Origin of the sequence: Pseudomonas sp. CBS (assembly GCF_024734645.1) — a bacterium.
Lineage (GTDB): Bacteria > Pseudomonadota > Gammaproteobacteria > Pseudomonadales > Pseudomonadaceae > Aquipseudomonas.
The window spans coordinates 4,093,191-4,118,149 of record NZ_CP102929.1; the positions used below are offsets into that span (position 1 = coordinate 4,093,191).

The window sequence follows — 24,959 nt, forward strand, 5'->3', positions numbered from 1 at the left end:
ATCCAACGCCACAAAACAAATGTGGGAGCGGGCTTGCTCGCGAAGGCGGAGTGTCAGTCAACAGATTCATCGACTGATCCACCGCCTTCGCGAGCAAGCCCGCTCCCACATTTTTGACCGCGTCGGCTTTTAGTTCACCGTCAGAATCGGGCTGCCCAGCTTCTCCAACAACGTCGCCTGGGCGCTGCGCGGGTTCTGGTTGCCGGTCGGGGTGTTGCGCACGTAGCGCCCGTCCGACTGCAGGCTCCAGCTGTGGGTGTTGTCGGTGAGATAACTCTCCAGCTCCTTCTTGACCCGCATGATCAGTTTCTTGCCTTCCACCGGGAAGCAGGTCTCCACGCGTTTGTCGAGGTTGCGCTCCATCCAGTCGGCACTGGAGAGGAACATCTGCTCCTCGCCGCCATTGAGGAAGTAGAACACCCGCGTGTGCTCCAGGAAGCGCCCGATGATCGAACGCACGTGGATGTTATGGGAGACCCCGGCGATGCCCGGACGCAGGCAGCACATGCCACGCACCACCAGGTCGATACGTACGCCTGACTGGCTGGCCTTGTACAGCGCACGGATGATCTTCGGATCGGTCAGCGAGTTGAACTTGGCGATGATGTGCGCCGGCTTGCCTTCAAGGGCGAACTGGGTCTCGCGGGCAATCATGTCGAGCATGCCCTTCTTCAGGGTGAACGGCGCGTGCAGCAGCTTCTTCATGCGCAGCGTCTTGCCCATGCCGATCAACTGGCTGAACAGTTTGCCGACGTCTTCACACAACGCGTCATCGGAGGTCAGCAGGCTGTAGTCGGTGTAGAGCTTGGCGTTGCCGGCGTGGTAGTTGCCGGTGCCCAAGTGGGCGTAACGCACGATCTCGCCGGCTTCACGGCGCAGGATCAACATCATCTTGGCGTGGGTCTTGAAGCCGACCACGCCGTAGATCACCACCGCACCGGCCGCTTGCAGGCGGCTGGCCAGTTGCAGGTTGGATTCTTCGTCGAACCGCGCCCGCAGTTCGATCACCGCCGTCACTTCCTTGCCGTTACGCGCGGCATCTACCAGCGCATCGACGATTTCAGAGTTGGCGCCCGAGCGGTAAAGGGTTTGGCGCACAGCCAACACATGCGGGTCCTTGGCGGCCTGACGCAGCAGGTCGACCACTGGCGTGAAGGACTCGAACGGGTGCAGCAGCAGAATGTCCTGCTTGCTCACCACGCTGAAAATGTTCTCGCTGTTCTGCAGCAGTTTCGGGATCTGCGGGGTGAACGGCGTGTATTGCAGCTCCGGGTGGCTGTCCAGGCCGGTGATGCTGAACAGGCGCGTCAGGTTCACCGGGCCATTGACCTGATACAGCTCGGTCTCGCTCAGATTGAACTGCTTGAGCAGGTAGTCGGACAGGTGTTTCGGGCAGGTGTCTGCCACTTCCAGACGTACCGCATCACCGTAGCGACGGGAGAACAGCTCACCGCGCAGCGCGCGGGCCAAGTCTTCGACGTCTTCGGAGTCCAGTGCCAGGTCGGCGTTACGGGTCAGGCGGAACTGGTAGCAGCCCTTGACCTTCATGCCCTGGAACAGGTCATCGGCGTGGGCGTGGATCATCGACGAAAGGAATACATAGTTATCGCCAGCGCCCCCCACCTCTTCCGGTACCTTGATGATCCGTGGCAGCAAGCGCGGCGCCGGGATGATCGCAAGGCCGGAATCGCGACCGAAGGCGTCGATACCTTCCAGCTCGACGATGAAGTTCAGGCTCTTGTTCACCAGCAACGGGAACGGGTGCGTCGGGTCGAGACCGATAGGGGTGATGATCGGCGAGATTTCGTCGCGGAAGTAGCGGCGTACCCAGGTCTTGATCTTGGCGGTCCAGTGACGGCGCCGGATGAAGCGGACCTGATGCTTTTCCAGCTCCGGCAGCAGGATGTCGTTGAGGATCGCGTATTGGCGGTCCACATGGCCGTGCACCAGCTCGCTGATACGGGCCAGGGCCTGGTGCGGTTGCAGGCCGTCGGCACCGGCTTGTTCACGGGCGAAGGTGATCTGCTTCTTGAGGCCGGCGACACGAATCTCGAAGAACTCGTCCAGGTTGCTGGAGAAGATCAGCAGGAACTTCAGCCGCTCCAGCAACGGGTAGGACTCATCCAGTGCCTGTTCCAGCACGCGGATGTTGAATTGCAGTTGTGACAGCTCGCGATGGATGTACAGGCTGCTGTCATCCAGGTTGGTAATCGCAACCACCGGCGCCGGTGCGGCAGCGGGCGTTTCGACCACCACGGCAGGCGGTGCCGGCTCTAACTCCGGCGGGGTCTCGGTGACTTGTTCAACCACCGGGTGAGCGTCTTTTACGGCAACTTCTGTGAGTCCTTCGGTATTCATCGAGTGTTCCTGTGAGGGCTAGTGTTGCTCTCTAAGCAATTGGGCGGCGCGGGCGGCGAAGTAAGTCAGGATGCCATCAGCACCCGCGCGTTTAAAGGCAGTCAGGGATTCAAGGATCACCCCTTCACTCAACCAACCATTCTGGATCGCGGCCATGTGCATGGCGTATTCACCGCTGACCTGATAGACAAAGGTCGGCACCTTGAATTCCTCTTTGACCCGATAAAGGATGTCGAGGTACGGCATCCCGGGCTTGACCATGACCATGTCGGCACCTTCAGCCAGGTCCGCCGCCACTTCGTGCAGGGCTTCGTGGCTGTTGGCCGGGTCCATCTGGTACGAGGCCTTGTTGGCCTTGCCCAGGTTCAGCGCCGAACCCACCGCATCGCGGAACGGACCGTAATAGGCGCTGGCGTACTTGGCCGAGTAAGCCATGATGCGCACGTTCACGTGGCCGGCCAGCTCGAGGGCTTCGCGAATCGCCTGGATGCGACCGTCCATCATGTCCGACGGCGCCACCACCTGGGCACCCGCTGCGGCGTGGGACAAGGCCTGCTTGACCAGCGCATCAACGGTGATGTCGTTCTGAACATAGCCTTCTTCGTCGAGAATGCCATCCTGCCCGTGGGTGGTGAACGGGTCCAGCGCCACGTCGGTGATCACTCCCAGTTCCGGAAAGCGCTCACGCAAGGCGCGGGTGGCGCGCTGGGCAATACCGTCCGGGTTCCAGGCTTCGGCGGCGTCCAGGGACTTGAGTTTAGACGGCGTGACCGGGAACAGCGCCAGTGCCGGAATCCCCAGTTCAACCCAGTTCGCCGCCTCTTCGAGCAGCAAATCAAGGGTCAAGCGCTCCACACCCGGCATCGACGCCACCGCTTCCCGACGATTTTCACCGTCCAGCACAAACACCGGCAGGATCAGATCATTCACCGTCAGGACGTTTTCACGCACCAGGCGACGGGAAAAATCATCGCGACGGTTGCGACGCAAACGGGTGGCGGGAAACAGGCGGTTGGCGGGGGTAAAGCTCACGGCAGACTCCTGAGCCCGGGTTGACGGGCGAGCGTGACAGTTATAAGCGGCCATTATGACGAAGGAATTACAGTTGTGGTGACCTCATGCACCGTAAGGCAACCGGCATGTGACCTGTAGTCGCATTCGTCGTTTATGTAGGAATTGTTCACTTCGTGACACATCTCGATACTTTCATGAATGTTCACGAAGGCGTAGGCTGCGCGTTCATTTCGCCAGCACCCAGACCATGCTTCAACAATTTCTGCATGACTTCGGCTACTTTGCGCTGTTCCTAGGCACCTTCTTCGAAGGCGAAACCATCTTGGTTCTCGCAGGCTTCCTGGCGTTCCGTGGATACATGGATATCAACCTGGTGGTGGTCGTTGCCTTTTTCGGCAGCTACGCCGGCGACCAGTTGTGGTACTTCCTGGGACGCAAGCACGGCCGCAAACTGTTGGCGCGCAAGCCGCGCTGGCAACTGCTGGGCGACAAGGCCCTGGAGCATATCCGCAAGCACCCGGACATCTGGGTGCTGAGCTTCCGCTTTGTCTACGGTTTGCGCACGGTGATGCCGGTGGCCATTGGTTTGTCGGGCTACCCGCCGGGCCGCTACCTGTTGCTGAACGGGATCGGCGCCGCCGTGTGGGCCGCAGCGCTGGGAGCTGCGGCTTACCATTTCGGCGCGGTACTGGAAGGCATGCTGGGCAGCGTCAAGAAATATGAGCTGTGGGTGCTGGGCGCACTGCTGGTGCTGGGCCTGGGCTTGTGGATCCGCCGGCGCATCAAGAACGCCCGCCTGACCCGCGAAGCCTGTGCCGCTGAGAAGGTTCGCCTGGCGGCAGACACAGCTGCAAAAACCGAAAAGCCTACGACGCCAGTCGAGTAAGCCGGTCTCTGCAACAGTAGAGGCCGATGCCGCTGAGCAAGCTGTAACTGACCAGGCCCAGCCAGCCCAACGAGCTGGCCGGCCACAGCCCCACCAGCGGCGCCAGCCAAACCAGCGGCACATTCAGTGCCAGGCGCACCAGCTCAGCCTTCAGCGCCCACGGGCGATTCTCCAGCGCCACCCCCAGGGTGAACAACCCCAATGCCATCGCGCTCCAGCCCAACACCAGGGCGGCGGTCGGCAAACCCTCGCCAAAATTCATCAGATAACTGCCAAAGCCCACGTACGCAGCAAACTGCAGGGCGATGTAAACCTGTTGGCGCCCGTCCAGCGGCACCTCGAACTTGCGGAACTGGCTCAAGTCCGGCTTGGTCATCGGGTACTTCGCCGCCACGTCCGCCGGGCGCCAGCCGGTGCGCATGAACCAGATCCGCAGCTTGTCCCACCACCTTTCGGTACGCCGTGCATCACTCCACAACTGCGCATAAAACTGCAGGTTGGCCCACAGCGGGTTCCAACTGGCCAAGGGAGTGGTCACACCAAAGATCACGGGCTCGTTATCGTCTTCTTCCTGGAAGGAGCCAAACAGACGGTCCCAAATAATAAACACCCCGCCGTAGTTGCGATCCATGTAGAGAGCGTTCTGTGCATGGTGGGCCCGATGATTGGGGGGCGTGAAAAAAAACCCCTCGTCCCGGGGGGGGCTTCGGCACATGGCGCGTGTGCACCCAGAATTGATACAGCAGGTTGAGGGACGCCACACTGATAAACACCACCAGCGGCACGCCCAACACGGCCAGCGGCAAGTAGAAGATCCAGCTCAGCAGGAAGCCGGTGCTGGTCTGGCGCAAGGCGGTACTGAGGTTGTAGTCCTCGCTCTGGTGATGCACCGAGTGCGCGGCCCAGAGGATGTTGCGCTCATGGCCCATGCGGTGCAGCCAGTAGTAGCAAAAGTCATAAAACACAAAGGCGAACACCCAGGTCCAGACGCTTTGGGCCGACAGCTCGATGATTGCCAGGTGCTTGAGCGCGAAGGCGTAGGTAAGGATGCCCACACCTTTGGTGAGCAACCCTGTGGTGGTGGACAGCACGCCGGTGCTGAGGCTGTTGATGGCATCGGCCACCCGGTAGTTGCGTTGGCCGCGCCGGTAGTCGGCCAGCAGCTCGACCACGATCAAGGCAATGAAAAACGGTACCGCGTAAGGGACGAAGTCCATGGGCAAGTCCGGTCAATTATTGTTACATCTAGAGTAGGTGTAGCGGCTGGATATCCCATTGGCAATGAGTGACAAATGAGTAGACATTTAACGCCATGAATCAGGAGAAATGCCCATGAGCAAAAAGATTGCAGTGATCCTTTCCGGCTGTGGCGTGTACGACGGGGCTGAGGTTCATGAAAGCGTGATCACCCTGCTGCGCCTGGACCAGCGCGGCGCTGAGGTGCAGTGTTTTGCGCCGAACATTGCCCAACTGCACGTGATCAATCACCTCACGGGCGAAGAAATGCCTGAGTCGCGCAATGTGCTGGTGGAGTCGGCGCGTATTGCCCGCGGCGAGGTGAAGGACATTCGTGAGGCCAACGCCGAGAATTTCGACGCACTGATCGTGCCCGGCGGTTTTGGCGCGGCAAAGAACCTGTCGAACTTTGCCGTGGAAGGCGCCGGGTGCAGCGTCAACCCGCAGGTGCTGGAACTGGCCGAAGCCTTTGCCGAAGCGGGCAAGCCCGTCGGCCTGATCTGCATCTCGCCGGCCCTGGCGGCGAAGATCTATGGCCCCGGCGTGACCTGCACCATCGGTAACGACGCCGACACCGCAGCCGCCATGGACAAAATGGGTGCCACCCACCAGGAATGCGCGGTGGACGACATCGTCGAAGACAAGGCGCGCAAGCTGGTGAGCACCCCGGCCTACATGCTGGGCAAGCGCATCAGCGAAGTGGCGTCAGGCATCAACAAACTGGTGGACCGGGTGCTGGAACTGACCCACGAGAACGATTAGGCCTTCATCAGCCGGGTCAGAATCCGATCCAGCGAATTGGCAAACGCCTGCTTGTCCTTGTCCCCATGGGGCGGCGGGCCACCGCCCATCTGCCCCTGCTCCCGCAGATCGGTGAACAGGTTACGCACCGCCAGCCGCTCGCTCATGTTCTGCGGGCTGAACTCCTTGCCTCGCGGGTCCAGCGCTGCCACGCCGTTCTTGACCAAACGGTCGGCCAGCGGCACATCGCTGCAGATCACCAGTTCGCCGGGCACCGCGTGCTCCACCAGGTAGTCATCGGCCGCATCCGGGCCGCTGGGCACCACAATCAGCTTCACACACGAGAAGCTCGGCTTGATCTGGCTCTGCCCGGCCACCAGCACCACCTCGAACTGGCGCTTGAGGGCGAACTTCACCACCTGGTCCTTGGCCGCCCGTGGGCAGGCATCTGCGTCGATCCACACGCGCATGGTTACGCCACCACCCGGCGCTTTTCAGCCAGCCGGCTGCGACCGTACAGCACCACAATCGCCAGGATCGCCACGGCCTGAGCGCTCAGGGAATAAGCATCGGCGTGAATGCCCAGCCAGTCAAAGTCAAAGAACGCCACTGGCCGGGTGCCGAAGATCCCGGCTTCCTGCAACGCCTTGACGCCATGCCCGGCGAACACCACCGACAGCGCACACAACAACGCCGCGTTGATACCGAAGAACAGCGCCAGCGGCAGTTTCGCCGAGCCCCGCAGAATCACCCAGGCCAGACCCACCAACAGCACCAGCGCCGTGGCACCACCGGCCAATACCGCGTTGTGCCCGGCGGGGCCAGCCTGCAACCACAGGGTTTCGTAGAACAGGATCACTTCGAACAGCTCGCGGTACACCGAGAAGAACGCCAGCATCGCAAAGCCGAAGCGCCCGCCACCGCCCACCAGGCTGCTCTTGATGTAGTCCTGCCAGGCGGCTGCGTGGCGGCGGTCGTGCATCCACACCCCGAGCCACAGCACCATCACACTGGCAAACAGCGCGGTGCAGCCTTCCAGCAACTCACGCTGGGCGCCACTGACATCAATCACATACGCCGCCAGCGCCCAGGTGGCCAAGCCGGCCAACAGCGCCAGGCCCCAGCCGACGTTGACGCTACGCACCGCCGATTGCTGGCCGGTGTTACGCAGGAACGCGAGGATCGCCGCCAGTACCAGGATCGCTTCCAGACCTTCGCGCAGCAGGATCAACAAACCAGAGATATAACTCAGGGACCAGCTCAAGCCGTCGCTGCCCAGCAGGCCGGCCGACTCGGTGAGCTTGCCCTTGGCCACGTCCAGGCGCTGCTGCACTTGCTCGATCGGCAACCCGTCCTGCAATGACTGCCGGTAGGCCATCAGGGCCTTTTCGGTGTCCTTGCGCACGTTGGCGTCGACGTTGTCGAGGGAGCTTTCAACCAGTTCGAAACCTTCCAGGTAAGCCGCTACCGACAGGTCGTAGGCCTGCTCGTGCTCACCGTTACGGAAAGCGGCGAGGCTTTTGTCGAGGGTGGTCGCGGTGTAATCGAGCAACTGCGCCGGGCCACGCTTGACCTGCGGCGGCTGGGCGCGCTGGGCACGGAACGTCGCCACAGCGTCCGGGCCTTCGGCGGCCAGCACTTCGTTGGGGGTCTGGCGTGCAAGGTCGGCGAGGTTGAAGGACTTTTCGCTTTTCGCAGCAGCCGGGTCGGCGGTGAAGCCCGCAATGTAGGTGGCCAGGTCCCAGCGCTGGCGGTCGTCCAGTTGATCGGCGAAAGACGGCATGTCAGTGCCCTCCACGCCCAGCCCAAGAGTGTTGTAGATCGCGTAGAGGCTCAAACGGTCGAGGCGCGCAGCGTCCCGCAGATTGGCGGGCGGCGGGGTCATGCCAACGCCTGCGGGGCCATCGCCAGCGCCCGCGGCGCCGTGGCACACCGAGCAATTCTGCGCGTACAGCGGCGCACCACGGGTCGGGTCGGGCGTAATGGCCGGGGCTTGGCTGACTTCATAGGCCACCGCCAGCTTGGCGCCCAATTGTCGGGCCCGGTGCGCAACCACCGCGCCGTCCTGATGGGCCGTTACGGCGGCCAGCAGTTCATCCACGCCTTTGATCAGTTCGGCGCGCTCGGGCTTTTCCGGTAGATCGGCCACCAGCCCCTGCAACACCCCGAGAAACTCTACCTGTTCACGGTATTCGGAATCATCGATAACCTTGCCCGCCTCCACCGTCGGGGGGTAGTCCGCACCGATGTAGTCTAGTAAATGCAGGGCTTGGGGCGCGCCCTCGGCAGTTGCAGCCAGCAGGTTGAAACTGCACGACATCAACGCCGGCAGCACCAGCCAGGCAAGAAAACGGAAGGGGGCAATCATGAATGGATCTCAAATGGAAATACGAAGTAACACATTGTCAAACCTTACGGGGTTTGACTCAAGTTGTAAGTGATGTGGGCCTGGGTTTACCAAGAGGCGGATGATGGCCTCCTTACCGGAAAATGGATCCAAAAGGCCATTGTTTTGCCAGTAATCGGGCTTATAATGCCGCGCCTTCGTTATTGCGAAATGGCATTTTCGCTCCTCTTTTTATGAGGAATTGGCAGGGTGCAACGCCTTCCTGCCATTGGTGATTCGGTCCGACCAGCACATTCGGCCGATTATGTTCAGGGAAGAAGCTCCTCGATGGCATCTCGCGCCTTTACCTCGCTCGCGCTCGCAGCAGTCACCTTGCTGTCCGGTTGTTCGATGTTCCGCAGCTACGACACCGAGCTGCAAGCCACCAATCAGCAGTTGGCCACCGGCAATGTCGACGGCGCGCTGACCCTGCTTGAGAAGAACAACACCGGCGACGACAAGGACCTTCTCTACTACTTCGAAAAGGGCGAGTTGTTGCGGGCCAAGGGCGACCTGACCGGCAGCCAGACCGCCTGGCGCAGTGCCGACCTGCAAGTATACAAGTGGGAAGAGTCGGTCAAGTTCGACACCGATAAGTACCTCGCGCAGTTCGGCGCCTTCCTGGTCAATGACAAGGTCCGCCGCTACGAAGGCTACGACTACGAAAAAGTCATGCTCACCACCCAGATGGCCCTGAACCTGCTGGCGCTGAATGACTTCGACGGCGCCCGCACCGAGATCAAGAAGACCCACGAGCGCGAAGCGGTGATTGCCGACCTGCGGGACAAGGAATACCTCAAGAGCGAAAACGAAGCCGAGCGCCAAGGCATCGCGACCCAGTTCAAGGACCTGCGCGGCTACCCGGTGGAAAGCCTCAATGCCCCGGAAGTGGTGGGCCTGAAGAACAGCTACCAGAGCGCGTTCAGCCATTACCTGGCCGGCTTCGTCTACGAAGCCCTGGGCGAAAAAGACCTGGCCGCACCGGGCTACCGCAAGGCCGCCGAACTGCGCCCCAACACTCCACTGCTGGAACAGGCGCTGCTCAACCTGGACAAATCCAAAGTCGGTGCCGACGAGACCGACGTGCTGATCGTGGTGCAAAGCGGCCTGGCACCGGCCCGCGACTCGATTCGCCTGCCGTTGCCGATCCCCATCGACGGCCACCTGGTGATCACTCCACTGTCGTTCCCGGTGATCAAGCCCGACACCTCCACCGCGACCTTCGCGCAGATCGGGGTCGACGGCCAGCAGCAGAACCTCACGGCTCTCAACAGCACCACCGCCATGTCCCGCCGCGCCCTGCGGGATGACATGCCGGGCATCATCCTGCGCACCACCGTGCGGGCCGTCACTCGCGGCGTCACCCAGAACAACCTGAACAAGACCAACCCGATGGCGGGCCTGGTACTCGGTATCGCTTCGGCCGTCACCGAAGGCGCCGACACCCGCACCTGGCGCACCTTGCCGGACATGACCCAAGTGACACGCCTGCGCCTCAAGCACGGCGAGCACCAGGTCAGCCTGCCCAACGCCCTGGGCGGCACGCTGGTAACGGTCAAGGCCGACCAGCGCTACCAGGTGATCACCCTGCGGGTGGTCGGCAACCAGGTATTCGCCGGCGGTCTCGCGGCCCACGTGGTGCAGAGCAATCCGCCCCAGGCCGTCGCCACTCTCAAACAACCTTAAGGAGCACGCTATGCGTCATTTCATCCTCGGCGCCCTGGCGCTGATCCTGCTGGCTGGTTGCGCCACCCCGCCACCGCCGGAGCCCGGCAGCGCCGCGAGCAAAATCGTGGTGATGGGCAAGTTCAAAGGCATCGCCGTCGGCGCCATCCGCGTCGCCCGGGAAAACGGTTTCCTGACCGCCAAGGTGCAGTTGAGCAATATCACCAGCAGCAACCAGATGATGTATTACCGCTTCGCCTGGCTGGGTGCCGACGGCTTCCCGGTGGGCGACGAAGAGACCTGGAAAGTGCTGAACCTCTACGCCAACCAGGCGACCTTCCTGCCGGCCATCGCCAACCTGCCCCAGGCTGCCGACTTCCGCCTGGAAGTGAAGACGCCTTGATCCGCCCACTCCTTCAGTTTCAGAGAGACATCCCCATGTTTGCACGCTTCTCGTTCCTCGCTGTGGTCGCCGTTATGGCCAGCGGCTGCGCCAACACCTCGCCGGTACTGGGCGGTAAAAACATCAGCTACGGCGACACCAAGGCCGTGGAACTGGTGACCAACGAGTTCGGTTCCACCGACCTGCAGATGATCGCCGAAAGCATGACCCGCTCCCTGGCCCAGTCCGGCATCCTCCAGGGCCGCCCGGTGGTGCAGGTGTATGACGTGAAGAACAAGACCAGCGAGTACATCGATACCCGCGAGATCACCACGTCAATCAAGACCCAGCTGATGAAGACCGGTACCGCCCGCTTCGCCAGCGACAACACCGACATGCAAAGCCAGGTCGACCAACTGAAGCTGCAGAACCAGAGCGGCCTGTACAAGAAGTCGACCGTCAGCAAGACCGGCAACATGGTCGCCGCCAAGTACCGTCTGGAAGGCTCCATCAGCTCTATCGTCAAGCGCAGCTCGGACTACAAGGACGTGTTCTACAAGTTCAGCCTGCAACTGATTGACGTGGAAAGCGGCCTGGCCGAATGGATGGACGAAAAAGAAATCCGCAAGACCACGGAGCGCTAAGCAATGCGTGCATGGATTGGCATGATCGGCCTGTTGTGCGCCTTTGGCGCCTCGGCCGCACCGAAGATCGCGGTGACCGACCTGGCCTACGAGGCCCGGGTGGAGGAGTACATCCACCTGGTCGCGGCGAGCAACAACTTCCAGGCCAGCGCCTACAACGCCAGCGGCGGCTCGAGCTACAGCGAGTACGAGAGCCGCAACAGCTACATCGAGCAGACCGAACTGCGCAAGTTCAGCGGCGACATCAAGGGGGAAATCCTCAAGTCGCGGCAGTTCCAACTGGTGCAGGGCACGCCTTACACCGCTGACGCCAAGGGCGATGTGTATGACGTGATCAAGCGGATCAAGGCCGGTAACTTCAAGGGCGCGGACTACGTGTTGTTCGGCACCTTGTCGGACATCGACTTCACCCAGGACGTCAACGCGCTGGACCACACCAACAGCTATTCGGCGGTGCTGGGCCTGACGCTGGTGGCGGATTTCAGCCTGATCAACACCCGCACCTTTGAGATCACCTCGGCGTTTACCGCCATGGGCGAAGGCCAGGACACCAAGCTGGTGAACAACCGTGACGTGCGCGTGAGCCTGAACCGGCCTCGCGTGGTGCGGGAAGTGTCGAAGGCGTTGGGCGAGGATGTTGCGCGGCAGTTGGCCGAGCAACTGGGCGGTGTTTATCAGGAGCAACCGGGGCAGCCTGCATTGCGCAATAACCTGCCACGGGATGAAGCGCCGAAGATCCTGCGCTGAACGAAAATCCCGCTACCGACATAAAACCAATGTGGGAGCGGGCTTGCTCGCGAATGCGGTGGGTCAGTCAATACATCTGGTGACTGACACTGCGCATTCGCGAGCAAGCCCGCTCCCACATTTTTGATCCGGTTTCGTCAATTACGCGGTTGCGCGATGCAAGCTGGCCAGGAACCCCGCCGCACCAACAAACAGCCCGGCAAACGTGCGGTTCATGCGTTTCTGCTGTTTCGGTGTGCGCAGCAAGCGCAACACTTTCGACGCCAGCCCGGTGTAGCCAGCCATCACGATCATGTCCACGCAGATCATTGTCGCGCCCAGGATCAGGTACTGGTTCAGCAACGGCGCCTGCGGGTTCACGAACTGTGGCAACACCGCCAGCATGAACACCAGGGCCTTGGGGTTGCTGGCGTTGACCAGAAACCCACGGAACATCATCGCCATCGGCTTGCCGATCGGGCGGATCGCCGCGTCATCGCTAAGGTCGGTTGGCAGCGCGCGCCATTGCTTGATGGCCAGGTACACCAGGTACGCCACACCGAACCACTTGATCGCATAGAACGCGGTGGAAGATGCCGCAAGAATCGCCCCCAGGCCGCCAGCGACCACGGCGATTTGCATCGCCAGGCCCAGTTGCAGGCCCAGGGCATTCCAGTAACCACGCAGGAAACCGTATTGCAGGCCGCTGGACATCGACGCAATGGCGCCGGCGCCAGGAGAGAGACTGATGATCCAACTGGCCAGGAAAAAAGCCAGCCATGTGTCGAGAGCCATTACACACCTCAGAGCTGAGTTTGCTGAATGTTTCTAAACTAACGCTGCTGGCCGAGAAATGGCTAGAAAAATTTTGGGATGCGCCTTTGTGGCGAGGGGGCTTGCTGTGGCGAGGTAGCTTGCTCCCTCGCCACAGCAAGCTCCCTCGCCACGGCAGCTCCCTCGCCACAGATTAAGGCAGTACGCCACTGTCGCGCCAACGGCGCACCGAGCGCTGGAAGAACAGGCTGTTGGGCACTTGCACCATGACACTGCCGGTACCGGCCTCTTCCACTTCGATCAGGGTGGTGTAGAGCAAATTGATCGCCACCACCCGGCCTTTGACGCCGGGTTTGTCGACGGTGTCCACCAGTTCGACCACGTCTCCCAAGCGAAACGGCCCGACGGTGAAGATCAGAATGGCGCACAGCAAGTTGGACAACACCGACCACATGGCGAAGAACGCCACTGCAGCCACCGCCACAAAGCCCGACAACGCCGTCCACAGCACCGTGGCGGACACGCCCAGGCGCTCCAGCACAAAGATCAGCGCACTGCCCATGATCAGCCAGCGCAGGCCGCCGCGCAGGGGCATCAGCAACTGCGGCGGGAACGGATAACGTTCCCCCAGGCGGTTCAGGCATTTGGCAACGAAACGCTGGGCGAGATAGCCAGCCAGCAGGATCAGCAGAATCTGTACGGCCACCCAGATCGGCGCGATCCACTGGGCCGGCAGTGGCAGTTGCAGCGCCTCCATCAGGACAGCGCCTCCAACTCCGCTTGCAAGGATTCCAGCAGTTCGAGGGCTTCCATCCAGGTCTCCTCCAACTGTGCCTCACGCACCTTGAGCTTGGCCTGTTCGGCCAGCAGGTCGCGCAATTCATCCTTGCGGGCCGGCTCGTAGATGGCGCTGTCACCCAGGCTGGTTTCGATCGTCGCCAGCTTCTCGTGGATCTTGCCCAACTCGGCTTCCAGCTTGTCGGCTTCACGCTTGTGTGGTGCCAACTGCTGACGCAATGCAGCAGCGGCCTGGCGCTGGGCCTTCTTGTCGGTCTTGTCCGGGTTGACCGGCGTGTTGCTGACCGGCGCGTTGCGCAGGCGGTAGTCCGACAGCCAGCGCGCGTAGTCTTCCAGGTCGCCGTCGAATTCCTCGACCTTGCCGTCAGCCACCAGCAGGAAGTTATCGGTGGTGCTCTTGAGCAGGTGCCGATCGTGAGACACCACCAACACCGCGCCGCTGAATTCCTGCAGGGCCATGGTCAGCGCCAGGCGCATTTCCAGGTCGAGGTGGTTGGTCGGTTCGTCGAGCAGCAGCAGGTTTGGCCGGTCCCAGGCGATCAACGCCAGGGCCAGGCGGGCCTTTTCGCCGCCGGAGAAATTCAACACTGGCTCGTCGATGCGCGCACCACGGAAGTCGAAACCACCGAGGAAGTCTCGCAGAGTCTGTTCGCGTTCGGTCGGCGCTAGGCGCTGCAAGTGCAGCAGCGGGCTGGCCTTGGCGTCGAGGGAGTCCAACTGGTGCTGGGCGAAATAGCCCACCACCAGGTTCTCACCGCGCACCAGGCGGCCGGCCAAAGGCTGCAATTCGCCCGAGAGGTTTTTGATCAGCGTCGACTTGCCAGCACCGTTGGGGCCGAGCAGGCCGATCCGCGCGCCGGGGGTGAGCTGCAACTTGACCTTCTCGAGGATGGTCTTGTCGCCATAACCCAGGCGGGCGTCGGACAAGTCCAGCAACGGGCTGGAGATTTTCACCGACTCGCGGAACACAAAGTCGAACGGTGAATCGACGTGGGCCGCCGACAGTTCTTCCATGCGCTCGAGGGCCTTGATCCGGCTCTGGGCCTGACGGGCCTTGGTGGCCTGGGCCTTGAACCGGGCGATGTAGCTTTCCATGTGCGCACGTTGCGCCTGCTGCTTCTCGTAGGCTTGCTGTTGCTGGGCCAGGCGTTCGGCACGGGCGCGCTCAAAGGCGCTGTAGCCACCGCGGTACAGGGTGATTTTCTTCTGGTCGACGTGGGCGATGTTGTCGACCACGGCGTCGAGGAAATCCCGGTCGTGGGAAATCAGCAGCAAGGTGCCCGGGTAGCTTTTCAGGAAGTCTTCCAGCCACAGGATCGCATCGAGGTCCAAGTGGTTGGTCGGTTCATCAAGCAGCAACAGGTCCGAGGGGCACATCAGCGCCTGGGCCAGGTTCAGGCGCATGCGCCAGCCGCCGGAGAAGTCGGCGACCGGGCGATCCATCTGTTCATTGGTAAAGCCAAGGCCGGCAAGCATCTTGCGGGCGCGGGCGTCGGCGGTGTAGCCGTCGGCGCTGTCCAGTTCCGAGTGCAGGCGGGCCTGTGCGGCGCCGTCCTGGGCTTTCTCGGCCTCGGCGAGGTCGTGTTGCACCTGGCGCAGGCGCAGGTCGCCATCGAGCACGTAGTCGATCGCAATGCGGTCGAGGGTGTCGATCTCCTGGCGCATATGGGCGATGCGCCAGTCGGCCGGCAGCAGACAGTCCCCGGAATCAGGCGTCAGCTCACCCAGCAGCAAGGCGAACAACGTGGATTTGCCGGCGCCGTTGGCACCGATCAGGCCGGCTTTGTGACCGGCGTGCAGGGTCAGCTCGGCGTCTTCGAGAAGACGTTGCGGGCCACGCTGTAATGTTAGGCTTTGAAGTCGGATCATAATGGCGGCGGAGTCTACCAGCTTCGTTGGCCGCTGGCTTGGGTGTGAATATGTGCGCTGACCTGTGGAGCTTTGCCCTCTCGACTTACGCCCGCCCGGGCGTCGAGGACGCGTGCCTGCGCTTGCAGGCGCAAGGGGCTGATGTGTGCCTGATGTTGTGCGGGTTGTGGCTGGAGCAGCGTGGCGTGGCGCCGGAAACGTCGCGTTTGCAGGCACTGCGGCAGGTCGCTGAGCCGTGGCAGGCGGAGGTGGTCGGGCCGCTGCGGCAAGTGCGCACGCAATGGCGGGCCCTGGCGCAGCACGATGCTGAGCTGGGAGCATTACGGGAGCGGGTCAAGGCCCTGGAGCTGGAAGCTGAGCGGCTGCTGCTATCGCGTCTGGAAGGCGTTGCGCAGGTTTGGCCGATGGCCGAGGCGGGAGCTCAAGCGTGGCTTGAAGGACTGGCGGCCGAAACCGCCAACCTTGACCACGACGCGCTGCATCAGCTGCGCGCCGCAGTCACCAACACTTAGGAAGCGCTGGTTGGGGTGACGCTTGGCGCTGCCGGTGCAGGCGTGCTGCTGGCCGGAGCGGTTGGCGCTGCGGTGCTGGCAGCCGGTGCGGCCGGTGTTGCTGGCTTTGCAGCTGGGGTAGCTGGCTTGGCCGGTGCAGGCTTGGCGGCGGCTGGTTTTGCGGCTGGTTTCGCAGCAGCAGGCTTAGCAGCTGGCTTGGCAGCTGGTTTCGCAGCAGCAGGCTTAGCGGCTGGCTTGGCAGCTGGTTTCGCAGCAGCAGTTTTAGCGGCTGGCTTGGTGGCTGGCTTTGCAGCAGCAGTTTTAGCAGCAGGCTTGGCGGCTGGTTTTGCAGCAGCAGTTTTAGCAGCTGGCTTGGCGGCTGGTTTTGCAGCAGCGGTTTTAGCAGCTGGCTTGGCGGCTGGTTTTGCAGCAGCGGTTTTAGCAGCTGGCTTGGCAGCTGGCTTTGCAGCAGCAGTTTTAGCAGCAGGCTTGGCGGCTGGTTTTGCAGCAGCAGTTTTAGCAGCTGGCTTGGCGGCTGGTTTTGCAGCAGCGGTTTTAGCAGCTGGCTTGGCAGCTGGTTTTGCAGCAGCAGTTTTAGCAGCAGGCTTGGCAGCTGGTTTTGCAGCAGCGGTTTTAGCAGCTGGCTTGGCGGCTGGTTTTGCAGCAGCGGTTTTAGCGGCTGGCTTGGCGGCTGGTTTTGCGGCAGCGGTTTTAGCAACTGGCTTGGCAGCCGATTTAGCCGGTGCTTTTGCCGCAGGCTTGGTTGCAGCTTTCGCAGGTGCCTTGGCGGCGACTGCTTTGCTGGCTGGCTTCTTCGCTGCGCTGGCTGCAACGGCTTTAGCCGGAGCACGAGTGCTCAGCACTTTGCCTACAGCTTCCTTCACACGACCAACACCCTGAGCCAGTTTCAGGCTCTCGGAGGCATCACGCTTGAGTTGGGAAATGTAGGTGCGGGTTTCGGATTGACGATCCTTGAGGGCGTCGAGCAAGTCCTCAAGTTCTTTGACGGCGTCCTTGGCTTTGGCTTGTGCCTTGGCTTTGCCAGCGGTCGCTGCGCCTTGCAGTTTGGTACGGGATTTGTGCAGTTTTTCCTGAGCTTTGCCGCGTTGTTTTTCAAGCTTGGCGAGCAACTTCTCTGCATCAGCCAAGGCTTGTGAACAAGCGCTTTCCAAATGTTCGAGCAGGCTGCCCGAAAGTTGTTGGAGCAAATGCAACGGGGTATTTACAGGCTTCTGTTTGGCCGACATGGTTTACCTCCTGGCTGACGTGGGTGCGGCTCATACTAGCCCTCTGCTCTTACCGCCGCTAGGGCATGTTGACAGTATCGATTGGCTTGCGTTGCACCGCACGAAAATTCTTATTGATATAACGAAAATCCACGCCACTTTTTAAGCATTCACACTGGCATAATCCATCGCACTTTCGGCTGGAGAACGCCCATGTCGCGTTACCTTTTTTTAGTGTTGAGCGTGGCGCTTTCAGTGGCCAATGCGAGTGAGAAATTGCCGTCCAAAGATGACCACGACCTGGCCTACAGCCTGGGCGCAAGCCTGGGTGAGCGTCTGCGCCAGGAGATGCCGGGCCTGCAAATCGAGGCACTGATCGACGGACTCAAACAGGCCTATCAAGGTAAGCCACTGGCCCTGGACGACACGCGCATCGAACAGATCCTTGCCCAGCACGAAGCGCAAAATGCGCCGGACAATCGAGCGCCACAAAGTGAAAAGGCACTCGCTGCCGAACAGCAATTTTTAGCCAGTGAGAAATCCAAAAGTGGCGTGCGCGAATTGGCAGACGGCATCCTGTTGACCGAACTGACCCCTGGCAGCGGGAAAAAGCCGGCGGCCGATGATCGCGTGCAAGTGAATTATGTTGGGCGGTTACCCGACGGGACGGTCTTCGACAAGAGCACACAACCCCAGTGGTTTCGCCTGGACAGTGTGATCAGCGGCTGGCGCAGCGCATTGCAGCAGATGCCGGTAGGCGCGAAATGGCGGCTGGTGATCCCATCCGACCAAGCCTATGGCGCTGAGGGTGCGGGCGAGTTGATCCCACCCTATACGCCGCTGGTATTCGAGATCGAATTGCTTGGCGCGGGTGCCTGAGCCCAAACGAAAAACGGTGCGCAATGCGCACCGTTTTTTTGTGTTGCGGCGAGTCAGGCTTTAGCCGTCAACTCTTCCTTGTGAGCGTTGTGCAGCACTTCGATCAGGCAATCTTCCAACTCGAAACGCTCGTGAAGCAAACCGCCCAGCTCTTTGAATTTTTCGGCAACGCACTTGCCCGCGTCACACAGGTCGTTGAACGCCAGCAGCTTCTCGGTGATGACATCGATGCGCGGGTAAATCGTCTCTGCCAAGTCCAGGCCACGTTGATCGTCGAAAGCCTCGGCCTCTTTGGTCAACTGCTCGTAGACACCGAAGTGCCCCGCCGAGACGTAATCCACCAATACCCCACAGAATTCCTGCAACGGCTTGCGATTCTCGCTTAGCGCTTCGGGCTTGGCACCGAGAGCATCAAAGGCCCGAACCAGTTCGTGACGCGCCTTCAACCAAACATCGATCAGTTTGTGCACCCCACCCCAGCGTTCCTGAGCATTCTGACAACTTTCCAGCATGATGATCTCTCTTCCCTATAGGGGCGCCGCACACTGCCCGCGCAACACTTCAAGGTTAAAGCGGCAACCGGGCAAAGGTGCATCGAACAGTCTGTTTCAATAACGCGTGCGAGCCAGATTATGCCCGCATGACTATGGCATCAAGGTACGCAGGAGAGAAAGTTCATACAAGTGTTTAATCCATTCCTACAACCTGCGGGCACCTGTCAGTGCCGCGCAAGGCCAAACCGCTGGCTCAACAGCAGCCGCGAGAACTGCGCTACGCCAAGGATCAGCATGGCCACGAAGAACAGCAGGCTCCACTCGGGAATACTCAAGTCGAACAGCGTCCAGTTGATTTCCACGCAGTCGACGGTGCCCTTGAAGATCAGCGCCAACGCCTCCCGTAGCGACAGGTTTTCAATCATGGATTGAAGGCCTGGCCAACAGGCCGGCAGCTGTTCCGGCGGCGTATTTTGCAGCAGCACCTGGCGTACCGCAGTGATGGCGCCCAACACTGCACAGCCCATGCTGGACGCCCAATACAGGTAGATCCCGGACCGCTTGGGCCCATGAATCGCCGCCACCAGGTTGATCAGCGTGAAGGCAGCCACAAGAATTCGTTGCACCTGACACAGGAAACACGGCCGCAAAAGCGCGGCATATTCCAGGTAAAAGGACGCGCCCAGCGTCAGCGCACCAGCCAGGAACGCCAGGAGGAACAGGGAGCGTGAGGGGGCCAAAGACATTGTTTATCCGCAACGCAAGAGATAGGTAGTTACGGTAGAGGAAAGGCCTTACCCCTTTCAATACGCGTCGGAGCAGACGATTCCGCGAGAGCGTAGGGATATCCCGTCAGAAGGCGAGTGATTAAACGCGCGTCTGCGTAGGAGTTTACTACAAGCCATATTGACTACAGCTATAGCGCGCTATTGAAGGGTTAGCCACCAGAAAATCCTGAGGCAACCCTTACACTGTTTCCTACGTCAAACCCTTGCCGGCACCGGCAGCGGTGACGCCAGCAGACGCTTGTCCAGCAGGCCCAGGCCTTCCTGAAACAACTGGTTGCTGCGCTCGGTGTCGCCCAACTGCGCCAGCAGGCGTGCCAGTTCGGCACAGGCTTCAGGGTTGCGCTGCGCCTGCAGGCTGCTTTCCAGGTAGTCCCGCGCCTTGCCCCACAGGCTGTTTTGCAGGCACAGGCGTCCCAGGGTCAGCAACAGGCTGGCATCGCCTGGATGATCCTTGAGCCAGCCTTCGGCAAACTTCAGTTGCTTCGCCGGATCGCTGCCACGCAGCAGGCCGTAGAGCCTGATCAGATGGCTGTCGTACTCGCGCTTGAGCGCGCCGCGCAGCACTTCTTCAGCCTTGGCATCCGCGCCCAATTGGCGCAGTTGTTCGGCGTAAGCCAGCACCAGTTGCGGCTCCTGGCGCTGGGCCGAGGTCAGTTGTTGCCAGGCCCGTTCAAGGGACTGCTGGCCGGCCTCGCCCTGCTCTTCGCGCTGGGCAGCCAGGGTCAGGTTCTCGCCCCAGGCGCGACGTTCCAGGTCAGCCAGCTCGGCAGGCGGCAGCGCTTTGTCTTTGCGCAGTTCCGGCAACAGCCGGATTACCGAAGACCAATCACCACGCTGTTGATACAGCCGCTGCAATTGACGCAATACCTGGACGTTATGCGGATGACGCTCATGCATGGCCTGCAAGGTGACCAGGGCGCCATCAGTGTCGCCACGGTCCATCTGCAACTGCGCATGACTCAAGGCCACCGCCAGTTCGGCCTGGGGCTGGCGCTCAAGCGCGCGCTCCAGCAGGCCGTCCGCTTCCTCATAACGCCCCTGCTCGTTAGCCGCGCGCGCGGCGCCGAGGTAGTAGAGCAATGGCTGGCGTTCCGCTTCGGCCGCTCGGTGCAAGTGACGCTCGGCACTGGCCCAACGCCCTTCGGCAAGGTCCATCTGGCCCTGTTCAATGGCGACCTGCACCCGACGGCTACGATTGCGCCGCGACCACGGGTTGACCACACCACCCGAAGTCAGCACCAGGCTAAGCAGCACCCGGACCAGATAGATCGCCAGGCCGATGGCAAACAGCGCCACCAGCGTCGACCACAGCCCGGACTCGTAATGCAGCACATGGGGATAGGTAATCAGCACGTAACCGGTGTGTTTCGAAATGCCCACGGCCAGTGCCAGGGCGATCGCAATCGCCAGCACCAGGATCACATAGAAGCGCTTCATCGGCTTTACTCCTGGGTCGCCGGCTTGCCAGCGGAAGCCTTGGCTTCTTCGGCAGACAGGTGGCGACGGTCAAGGTAAGCCTGCACGGCAGCCAGGCTCGCGGCCAGGTCAGGCGTTACCACCGAGACGGCCTTGGGCTCGAGCTCGGCAATACGCGCCAGCATGGCTTTGCTTTGCGGGTTGTCTTGATTGAAGTTGTCCTGCAACACGCTGCGGGCCTCGCCCAGGGAGCGGCTGTACACCGCCGGCTCGCCGTTGAGCGCCGCCCATTGCGCTTGCTCCAGCGCCAGGCTCAGGGCCAGACGCACCTGATTCAGACCTTGCCCTGCCAGCAGCGGACGAATGTTGTCATCGGGGTTGAAGTCGATGCGGAAATACCGCGAAATCTGCTCCCACCACTGGCTCCAGCGGCTGTCCGTATCGGTGGTCGGACGGCCCCCATTGGCGGCTTCCGGGAGTTGGTACTCAGGAGCAATGGCCGCCAGTTGCACGACCTGATCGCGCAATGCTGCCAGTTGCAGGTACAGCCCGGTACGGTCCGGCTGTTCGATATTGCGCAACGCGGCGAGGCTCTTGGCCAACTGCTCACGAGCGGCGTAAGAGCCCGGGTCACTTTGTTCGCGGAGGATTTCGTCAGCGCCCTGAACCAGCGCCTGGGCACTGTTGATGTCCTGCAAGGCGGAAAGACGCAGGCTGGCCAGGCGGATCAGGTGTTCGGCCTCGGCCAGGCGCCAGTCCTGGCGGCTGGCGCCCAGCACGGTTTCCAGGCGTTGGCTCAAGCGCTGCTGGTCGCCCTGCAATTGCGCCACCAGCCGGCGGCGCTCTTCCAGTTCCTCAGCGCCGGGCAACTGCCCCAGGCGTGCCGACAGCTGCTGTTGGCTCTGTTTGAGGCTCTGGGATTGGTCGTCCAGGGTTTGCACTTGGCCCAGCTGTTGCTGGCTGCTCGCCTGCAGTGCGCGGACCTGCCAGATCCCCCAGCCGCCGGCGGCAACACCGGCTGCGCCAAGTAACAAGGCCACGATAGCCAGGCCGTTGCCACGGCGCGGGGCGGTGGTGACCGGTGTCTCAACGGGCGCATCAAGCGCAGGCTGAGCTTCATCTTTAGGCAAGGCTGTTTCGCTCACGTATCCATCCTTTGCGTATTAGAGAGTGGGAACGGAGAAACTCCGTAACGCCACTAACAAAGCCGCGGCACTGGCGCCACGACAATCCACAACTTTTTGCGCGCCAGCGGCACGCGCCATCTCGGCGACTCGCGGGCTGGGCACAAACAACGGCAGTTGTGCCACCAGGGGCCAATCTGTGCCGGCCAGGGCTTGCAGGTGTAAAAAACCCTGCCCACTGCTGACCACCACGCCGTTCAAGCGTTCCACGTTTATGCGTTGGATCAGGGTTGCACCGTCGTAATCCGGCAGGAAACGGCGGTACAACTCCAGATAGTCGACACTAGCACCTTGCTCGCGCAAACGCTCAGCGAGCAACTCGCGCCCGCCCTCGCCCCGCAGGATCAGCACCCGGGCCCCAGGCCGAGCGATAGCCTCGCGCAAGGCGACCAGTTCAAGCAAGGCTTCACTGTCGTCGCCTTCCTTGGGATAGCTGACATCAAGGCCGTGGTCAGCCAACACCTGCGCCGTAGCAGCACCGACGCTGAACCACGGCAATGCCGGTGGCTGTGGCCAGTGTTGAGCCAACAACTGCAAACCCAGGCGCGCCGCCGGCTTGCTCACCACGATCACCGCACAATAACGGTCCAGCTCGCGAAAGATTGCGTGTTGCTCAGGCGTGACGGGTAACGCTTCGATCTCCAGCAACGGCAGGCTGCTGCTGAAGATACCTTCCTCAGACAACGTCGCCGCGAGGGCCGCCGACTCCTCGGCAGGCCGCGTCAGCAGCACACGCCATTGCGTCACTGCGGACCTGCCTCGCCGTAGACCGCTTGCAGAATGGCACCGGCGCCTTTCTCCAGCAGTTCCTCGGCGACTTTGATACCCAGGCTGGTCGCCTCGCTTTGCGGCCCGCGAATCTCTGCAGTGAGCAGCAACCCGCCACTCGGGTCGCCCACCAGGCCACGCAGCCAGAGGTTCTCGCCTTCGAGCACGGCGTAACAGGCGATCGGCACCTGGCAGCCACCGTTGAGGTGCTTGTTCAGAGCGCGTTCGGCGGTGACGCGAATTTCAGTGTCCTGGTGGTCCAGCGGCTTGAGCAGCGCATGAATTTCGCTGTCGGCGGTGCGGCACTCGATACCCACGGCGCCCTGTCCGCCAGCCGGCAAGCTGTCTTCGACGCTGATGGCCGAGGTGATGCGGTCTTCAAAACCCAGGCGGATCAGGCCGGCTGCCGCGAGGATGATCGCGTCATATTCACCGGCGTCGAGCTTGGCCAGGCGGGTATTGACGTTGCCCCGCAGAAAGCGGATTTGCAGGTCTGGGCGGCGGGTCAGCAACTGTGCCTGGCGACGCAGGCTGGAGGTGCCGACGACACTGCCCAGCGGCAGTTCAGCAAGAGAGGCGTAGGTATTGGAAACGAAAGCATCGCGTGGGTCTTCGCGCTCGCAGATGCAAAAAAGGCCCAGGCCTTCGGGGAAGTCCATGGGCACATCTTTCATCGAATGCACCGCGATGTCGGCTTCGTTCTCCAGCAGAGCGGTTTCCAGTTCCTTGACGAACAGGCCCTTGCCGCCGATTTTCGACAATGGCGAATCAAGCAGCTTGTCGCCGCGACTGACCATGGGCACCAGGGACACCTTCAGGCCGGGATGAGCCTGCTCGAGGCGTGCTTTGACGTATTCGGCCTGCCATAAGGCCAGGGCGCTTTTACGGGTGGCGATGCGGATTTCGCGAGAGGACATGGATCAATCCGTACTTAATAGATACGGCAGATAATAACAGCTCAGGCAAATGCGCTTTGATTTGAATCAGCAAGTGCGGGGCCTCCCTGGCCGCGTCGCACCGGGATATGGGCGGTGAAGCTCGCGTCAGCCCTTGGGCTAAAGCTGCTGCATCATCTTGCGCACACCGGCGACATGACGCCGGCTGACGATCAGGGCGTCGCCATTGAGGCCTTTCAGGAACAGCTGAAAATGCCCAAGCGGCGTGCGCTGCAAGCGCTCGATGCGCTCCCGTGCCACCAGCGCATTGCGGTGGATGCGCACAAAGCGGTCGCCAAATTCATCTTCCAGCGCCTTGAGTGGCTCATCGAGCAACACTTCACCGGCCTCGTGACGCAAGGTCACGTACTTGTGATCGGCGATGAAATAGACCACCTGATCCAGGGGAATCAGTTCGATGCCCTTGCGGGTGCGGGCGCTGATATGACTGCGCGGCCCGTTGCCGCCCTGGGCTGCGGGCTGGGTCAAGGCAGCGAGCTGGACGCGATTGGGACGCTCGGCCTTTTTCAAGGCGCGCAGCAATGCATCGGCGTTGATCGGCTTGACCAGGAAACTGGCGCCACTGGCATCCAGAGCCTCGGAAGAGAACTCATCCTGGGAGGCGCACAGCACCACCGAAGGCGGCGACTCTCGCTCGCTCAGGCGGGCAGCTACCTGCAAGCCATCAAGGCCCGGCATGCGGATGTCGAGTAACACGACGTCCGGTTTGAGGCTGTCAATAAGGGCCAAGGCTTCTTCGCCACTGGTGGCGCTCGGCTCAAGGACACTGTAACCCTCGAGTTCACTGACCAAACGGCTCAGTCGCTCGCGGGCTTGGGGTTCGTCATCAACGATCAGGACATTCATATTGCGCTGGATTCCTGCGTGAGTCTCGCACAAGGATAGCGTAGACAGGTGCGGTGACTTCCGTCACGGCGATCCACGCTAAGACTAGCGCGAGCGGCAAAAAGTGCCCCGAGAGTGGCACCAATATTTACCCGGACCTGTTCAATCGCGCCCAAAGCCTTCTGCCTTTGGGCATCGTCGTAGGGTTTGCTGATACACAATACGAACACCCCCTCTCTAATGGATAGCCTGGAGTTCGACCTCATCGCCTGGCATTGGTGCAGTGCACCTTCTGTCAGCGCGACGCTCTATCAGTGCAACTGTAGACGCTCGCGAAGACGATATTGCTCAATCGTCAAATATCGTTTCAATAAACACGCTTTGTTTACCCAAGACCGCAAGTTTTAAACCCCCGTTCGGTCCTGGCTCCAGTCTCGTCCTGCGCGAGTCCGG

The 24,959-nt window shown here is 61.4% G+C and carries 23 protein-coding genes and 1 pseudogene; 8 read left to right on the plus strand and 16 right to left on the minus strand.

Features of this window, described 5'->3' with window-relative positions; all coding sequences use genetic code 11:
- Positions 1-129: 129 nt before the first annotated feature.
- Together ppk1 and hemB are read right to left on the minus strand one after the other, a co-directional pair.
- Positions 130-2,358, minus strand: coding sequence for a polyphosphate kinase 1 (gene ppk1 / locus NVB75_RS18830; protein ID WP_063026336.1), 2,229 nt, complete (start codon positions 2,356-2,358; stop codon positions 130-132).
- Between the two features lie 18 nt (positions 2,359-2,376).
- Positions 2,377-3,390: a porphobilinogen synthase gene (gene hemB / locus NVB75_RS18835; protein ID WP_258342769.1), complete on the minus strand. Its 1,014-nt coding sequence runs from the start codon at positions 3,388-3,390 to the stop codon at positions 2,377-2,379.
- 229 nt (positions 3,391-3,619) lie between these two features.
- On the opposite strand from hemB, the gene NVB75_RS18840 reads away from it, so the two are divergent.
- Positions 3,620-4,258, plus strand: a complete 639-nt coding sequence (locus tag NVB75_RS18840; RefSeq protein WP_177009066.1) for a DedA family protein — start codon at positions 3,620-3,622, stop codon at positions 4,256-4,258.
- Here the strand turns inward: NVB75_RS18840 and NVB75_RS18845 are convergent.
- Positions 4,239-5,475, minus strand: a pseudogene (locus tag NVB75_RS18845) (sterol desaturase family protein). The gene NVB75_RS18840 and the pseudogene NVB75_RS18845 overlap by 20 nt on opposite strands.
- 115 nt (positions 5,476-5,590) lie before the next feature.
- On the opposite strand from NVB75_RS18845, the gene elbB reads away from it, so the two are divergent.
- The gene (gene elbB / locus NVB75_RS18850) at positions 5,591-6,256 is read left to right on the plus strand and encodes an isoprenoid biosynthesis glyoxalase ElbB (protein WP_258342770.1); all 666 of its coding nucleotides are present in this window, start codon (positions 5,591-5,593) and stop codon (positions 6,254-6,256) included.
- On the opposite strand, the gene NVB75_RS18855 is transcribed toward elbB, so the two are convergent.
- Together NVB75_RS18855 and NVB75_RS18860 are read right to left on the minus strand one after the other, a co-directional pair.
- On the minus strand, positions 6,253-6,705 hold the full coding sequence (locus NVB75_RS18855; protein ID WP_017476645.1) for a YaiI/YqxD family protein: 453 nt from the start codon (positions 6,703-6,705) through the stop codon (positions 6,253-6,255). The genes elbB and NVB75_RS18855 overlap by 4 nt on opposite strands.
- A 2-nt stretch (positions 6,706-6,707) precedes the next feature.
- Positions 6,708-8,603: an FTR1 family protein gene (locus NVB75_RS18860; RefSeq protein WP_258342771.1), complete on the minus strand. Its 1,896-nt coding sequence runs from the start codon at positions 8,601-8,603 to the stop codon at positions 6,708-6,710.
- Between the two features lie 306 nt (positions 8,604-8,909).
- Between NVB75_RS18860 and NVB75_RS18865 the strand changes: the two genes are divergently transcribed.
- From NVB75_RS18865 to NVB75_RS18880, 4 genes are read left to right on the plus strand one after another with little or no spacing between them, the layout of a single operon-like run.
- Complete coding sequence (locus NVB75_RS18865; protein WP_258342773.1) at positions 8,910-10,307, plus strand: COG3014 family protein; 1,398 nt, start codon at positions 8,910-8,912, stop codon at positions 10,305-10,307.
- 10 nt (positions 10,308-10,317) lie between these two features.
- Positions 10,318-10,689 (plus strand): YcfL family protein, encoded by a 372-nt coding sequence (locus tag NVB75_RS18870; RefSeq protein WP_003214024.1) that lies wholly within the window; start codon positions 10,318-10,320, stop codon positions 10,687-10,689.
- A 35-nt stretch (positions 10,690-10,724) separates the two neighbouring features.
- Complete coding sequence (lpoB, locus tag NVB75_RS18875; RefSeq protein ID WP_076013106.1) at positions 10,725-11,312, plus strand: penicillin-binding protein activator LpoB; 588 nt, start codon at positions 10,725-10,727, stop codon at positions 11,310-11,312.
- A gap of 3 nt (positions 11,313-11,315) precedes the next feature.
- A complete protein-coding gene (locus NVB75_RS18880) occupies positions 11,316-12,059 on the plus strand; it encodes a penicillin-binding protein activator LpoB (protein WP_258342774.1) in 744 nt (247 codons plus the stop codon).
- Between the two features lie 141 nt (positions 12,060-12,200).
- On the opposite strand, the gene NVB75_RS18885 is transcribed toward NVB75_RS18880, so the two are convergent.
- From NVB75_RS18885 to NVB75_RS18895, 3 genes are all read right to left on the minus strand, one after another.
- Positions 12,201-12,833 (minus strand): LysE family transporter, encoded by a 633-nt coding sequence (locus NVB75_RS18885; protein WP_003208844.1) that lies wholly within the window; start codon positions 12,831-12,833, stop codon positions 12,201-12,203.
- A gap of 172 nt (positions 12,834-13,005) precedes the next feature.
- Positions 13,006-13,569 carry a mechanosensitive ion channel family protein gene (locus tag NVB75_RS18890; RefSeq protein ID WP_258342775.1) on the minus strand — a complete coding sequence of 188 codons (564 nt, stop codon included), beginning with the start codon at positions 13,567-13,569 and terminating at the stop codon, positions 13,006-13,008.
- A complete protein-coding gene (locus NVB75_RS18895) occupies positions 13,569-15,479 on the minus strand; it encodes an ATP-binding cassette domain-containing protein (protein ID WP_258342776.1) in 1,911 nt (636 codons plus the stop codon). The genes NVB75_RS18890 and NVB75_RS18895 overlap by 1 nt, the downstream gene beginning before the upstream one ends.
- 50 nt (positions 15,480-15,529) lie before the next feature.
- Between NVB75_RS18895 and NVB75_RS18900 the strand changes: the two genes are divergently transcribed.
- Positions 15,530-15,991, plus strand: coding sequence for a TIGR02444 family protein (locus NVB75_RS18900; RefSeq protein ID WP_258342777.1), 462 nt, complete (start codon positions 15,530-15,532; stop codon positions 15,989-15,991).
- On the opposite strand, the gene NVB75_RS18905 is transcribed toward NVB75_RS18900, so the two are convergent.
- Positions 15,988-17,217, minus strand: a complete 1,230-nt coding sequence (locus tag NVB75_RS18905) for an AlgP family protein (RefSeq protein WP_258342778.1) — start codon at positions 17,215-17,217, stop codon at positions 15,988-15,990. The genes NVB75_RS18900 and NVB75_RS18905 overlap by 4 nt on opposite strands.
- Positions 17,218-17,409: 192 nt before the next feature.
- On the opposite strand from NVB75_RS18905, the gene NVB75_RS18910 reads away from it, so the two are divergent.
- Positions 17,410-18,075: an FKBP-type peptidyl-prolyl cis-trans isomerase gene (locus NVB75_RS18910; RefSeq protein WP_258342779.1), complete on the plus strand. Its 666-nt coding sequence runs from the start codon at positions 17,410-17,412 to the stop codon at positions 18,073-18,075.
- A 53-nt stretch (positions 18,076-18,128) separates the two neighbouring features.
- On the opposite strand, the gene rsd is transcribed toward NVB75_RS18910, so the two are convergent.
- The 7 genes from rsd to NVB75_RS18945 all read right to left on the minus strand — a co-directional run bounded on the left by rsd (position 18,129) and on the right by NVB75_RS18945 (position 24,527).
- A complete protein-coding gene (rsd, locus tag NVB75_RS18915) occupies positions 18,129-18,587 on the minus strand; it encodes a sigma D regulator (protein WP_258342780.1) in 459 nt (152 codons plus the stop codon).
- Between the two features lie 206 nt (positions 18,588-18,793).
- Complete coding sequence (locus NVB75_RS18920; RefSeq protein ID WP_063033880.1) at positions 18,794-19,315, minus strand: disulfide bond formation protein B; 522 nt, start codon at positions 19,313-19,315, stop codon at positions 18,794-18,796.
- 237 nt (positions 19,316-19,552) lie between these two features.
- Positions 19,553-20,794, minus strand: coding sequence for a heme biosynthesis protein HemY (locus NVB75_RS18925; protein ID WP_258342782.1), 1,242 nt, complete (start codon positions 20,792-20,794; stop codon positions 19,553-19,555).
- 5 nt (positions 20,795-20,799) lie between these two features.
- Positions 20,800-21,918, minus strand: coding sequence for a uroporphyrinogen-III C-methyltransferase (locus NVB75_RS18930; protein ID WP_258342784.1), 1,119 nt, complete (start codon positions 21,916-21,918; stop codon positions 20,800-20,802).
- Positions 21,919-21,936: 18 nt separating this feature from the next.
- Positions 21,937-22,704: a uroporphyrinogen-III synthase gene (locus NVB75_RS18935; protein ID WP_258342786.1), complete on the minus strand. Its 768-nt coding sequence runs from the start codon at positions 22,702-22,704 to the stop codon at positions 21,937-21,939.
- Positions 22,701-23,642 carry a hydroxymethylbilane synthase gene (gene hemC / locus NVB75_RS18940; RefSeq protein ID WP_258342787.1) on the minus strand — a complete coding sequence of 314 codons (942 nt, stop codon included), beginning with the start codon at positions 23,640-23,642 and terminating at the stop codon, positions 22,701-22,703. The genes NVB75_RS18935 and hemC overlap by 4 nt, the downstream gene beginning before the upstream one ends.
- Before the next feature lie 138 nt (positions 23,643-23,780).
- A complete protein-coding gene (locus tag NVB75_RS18945; RefSeq protein ID WP_017476662.1) occupies positions 23,781-24,527 on the minus strand; it encodes a LytTR family DNA-binding domain-containing protein in 747 nt (248 codons plus the stop codon).
- Positions 24,528-24,959 lie beyond the last annotated feature (432 nt).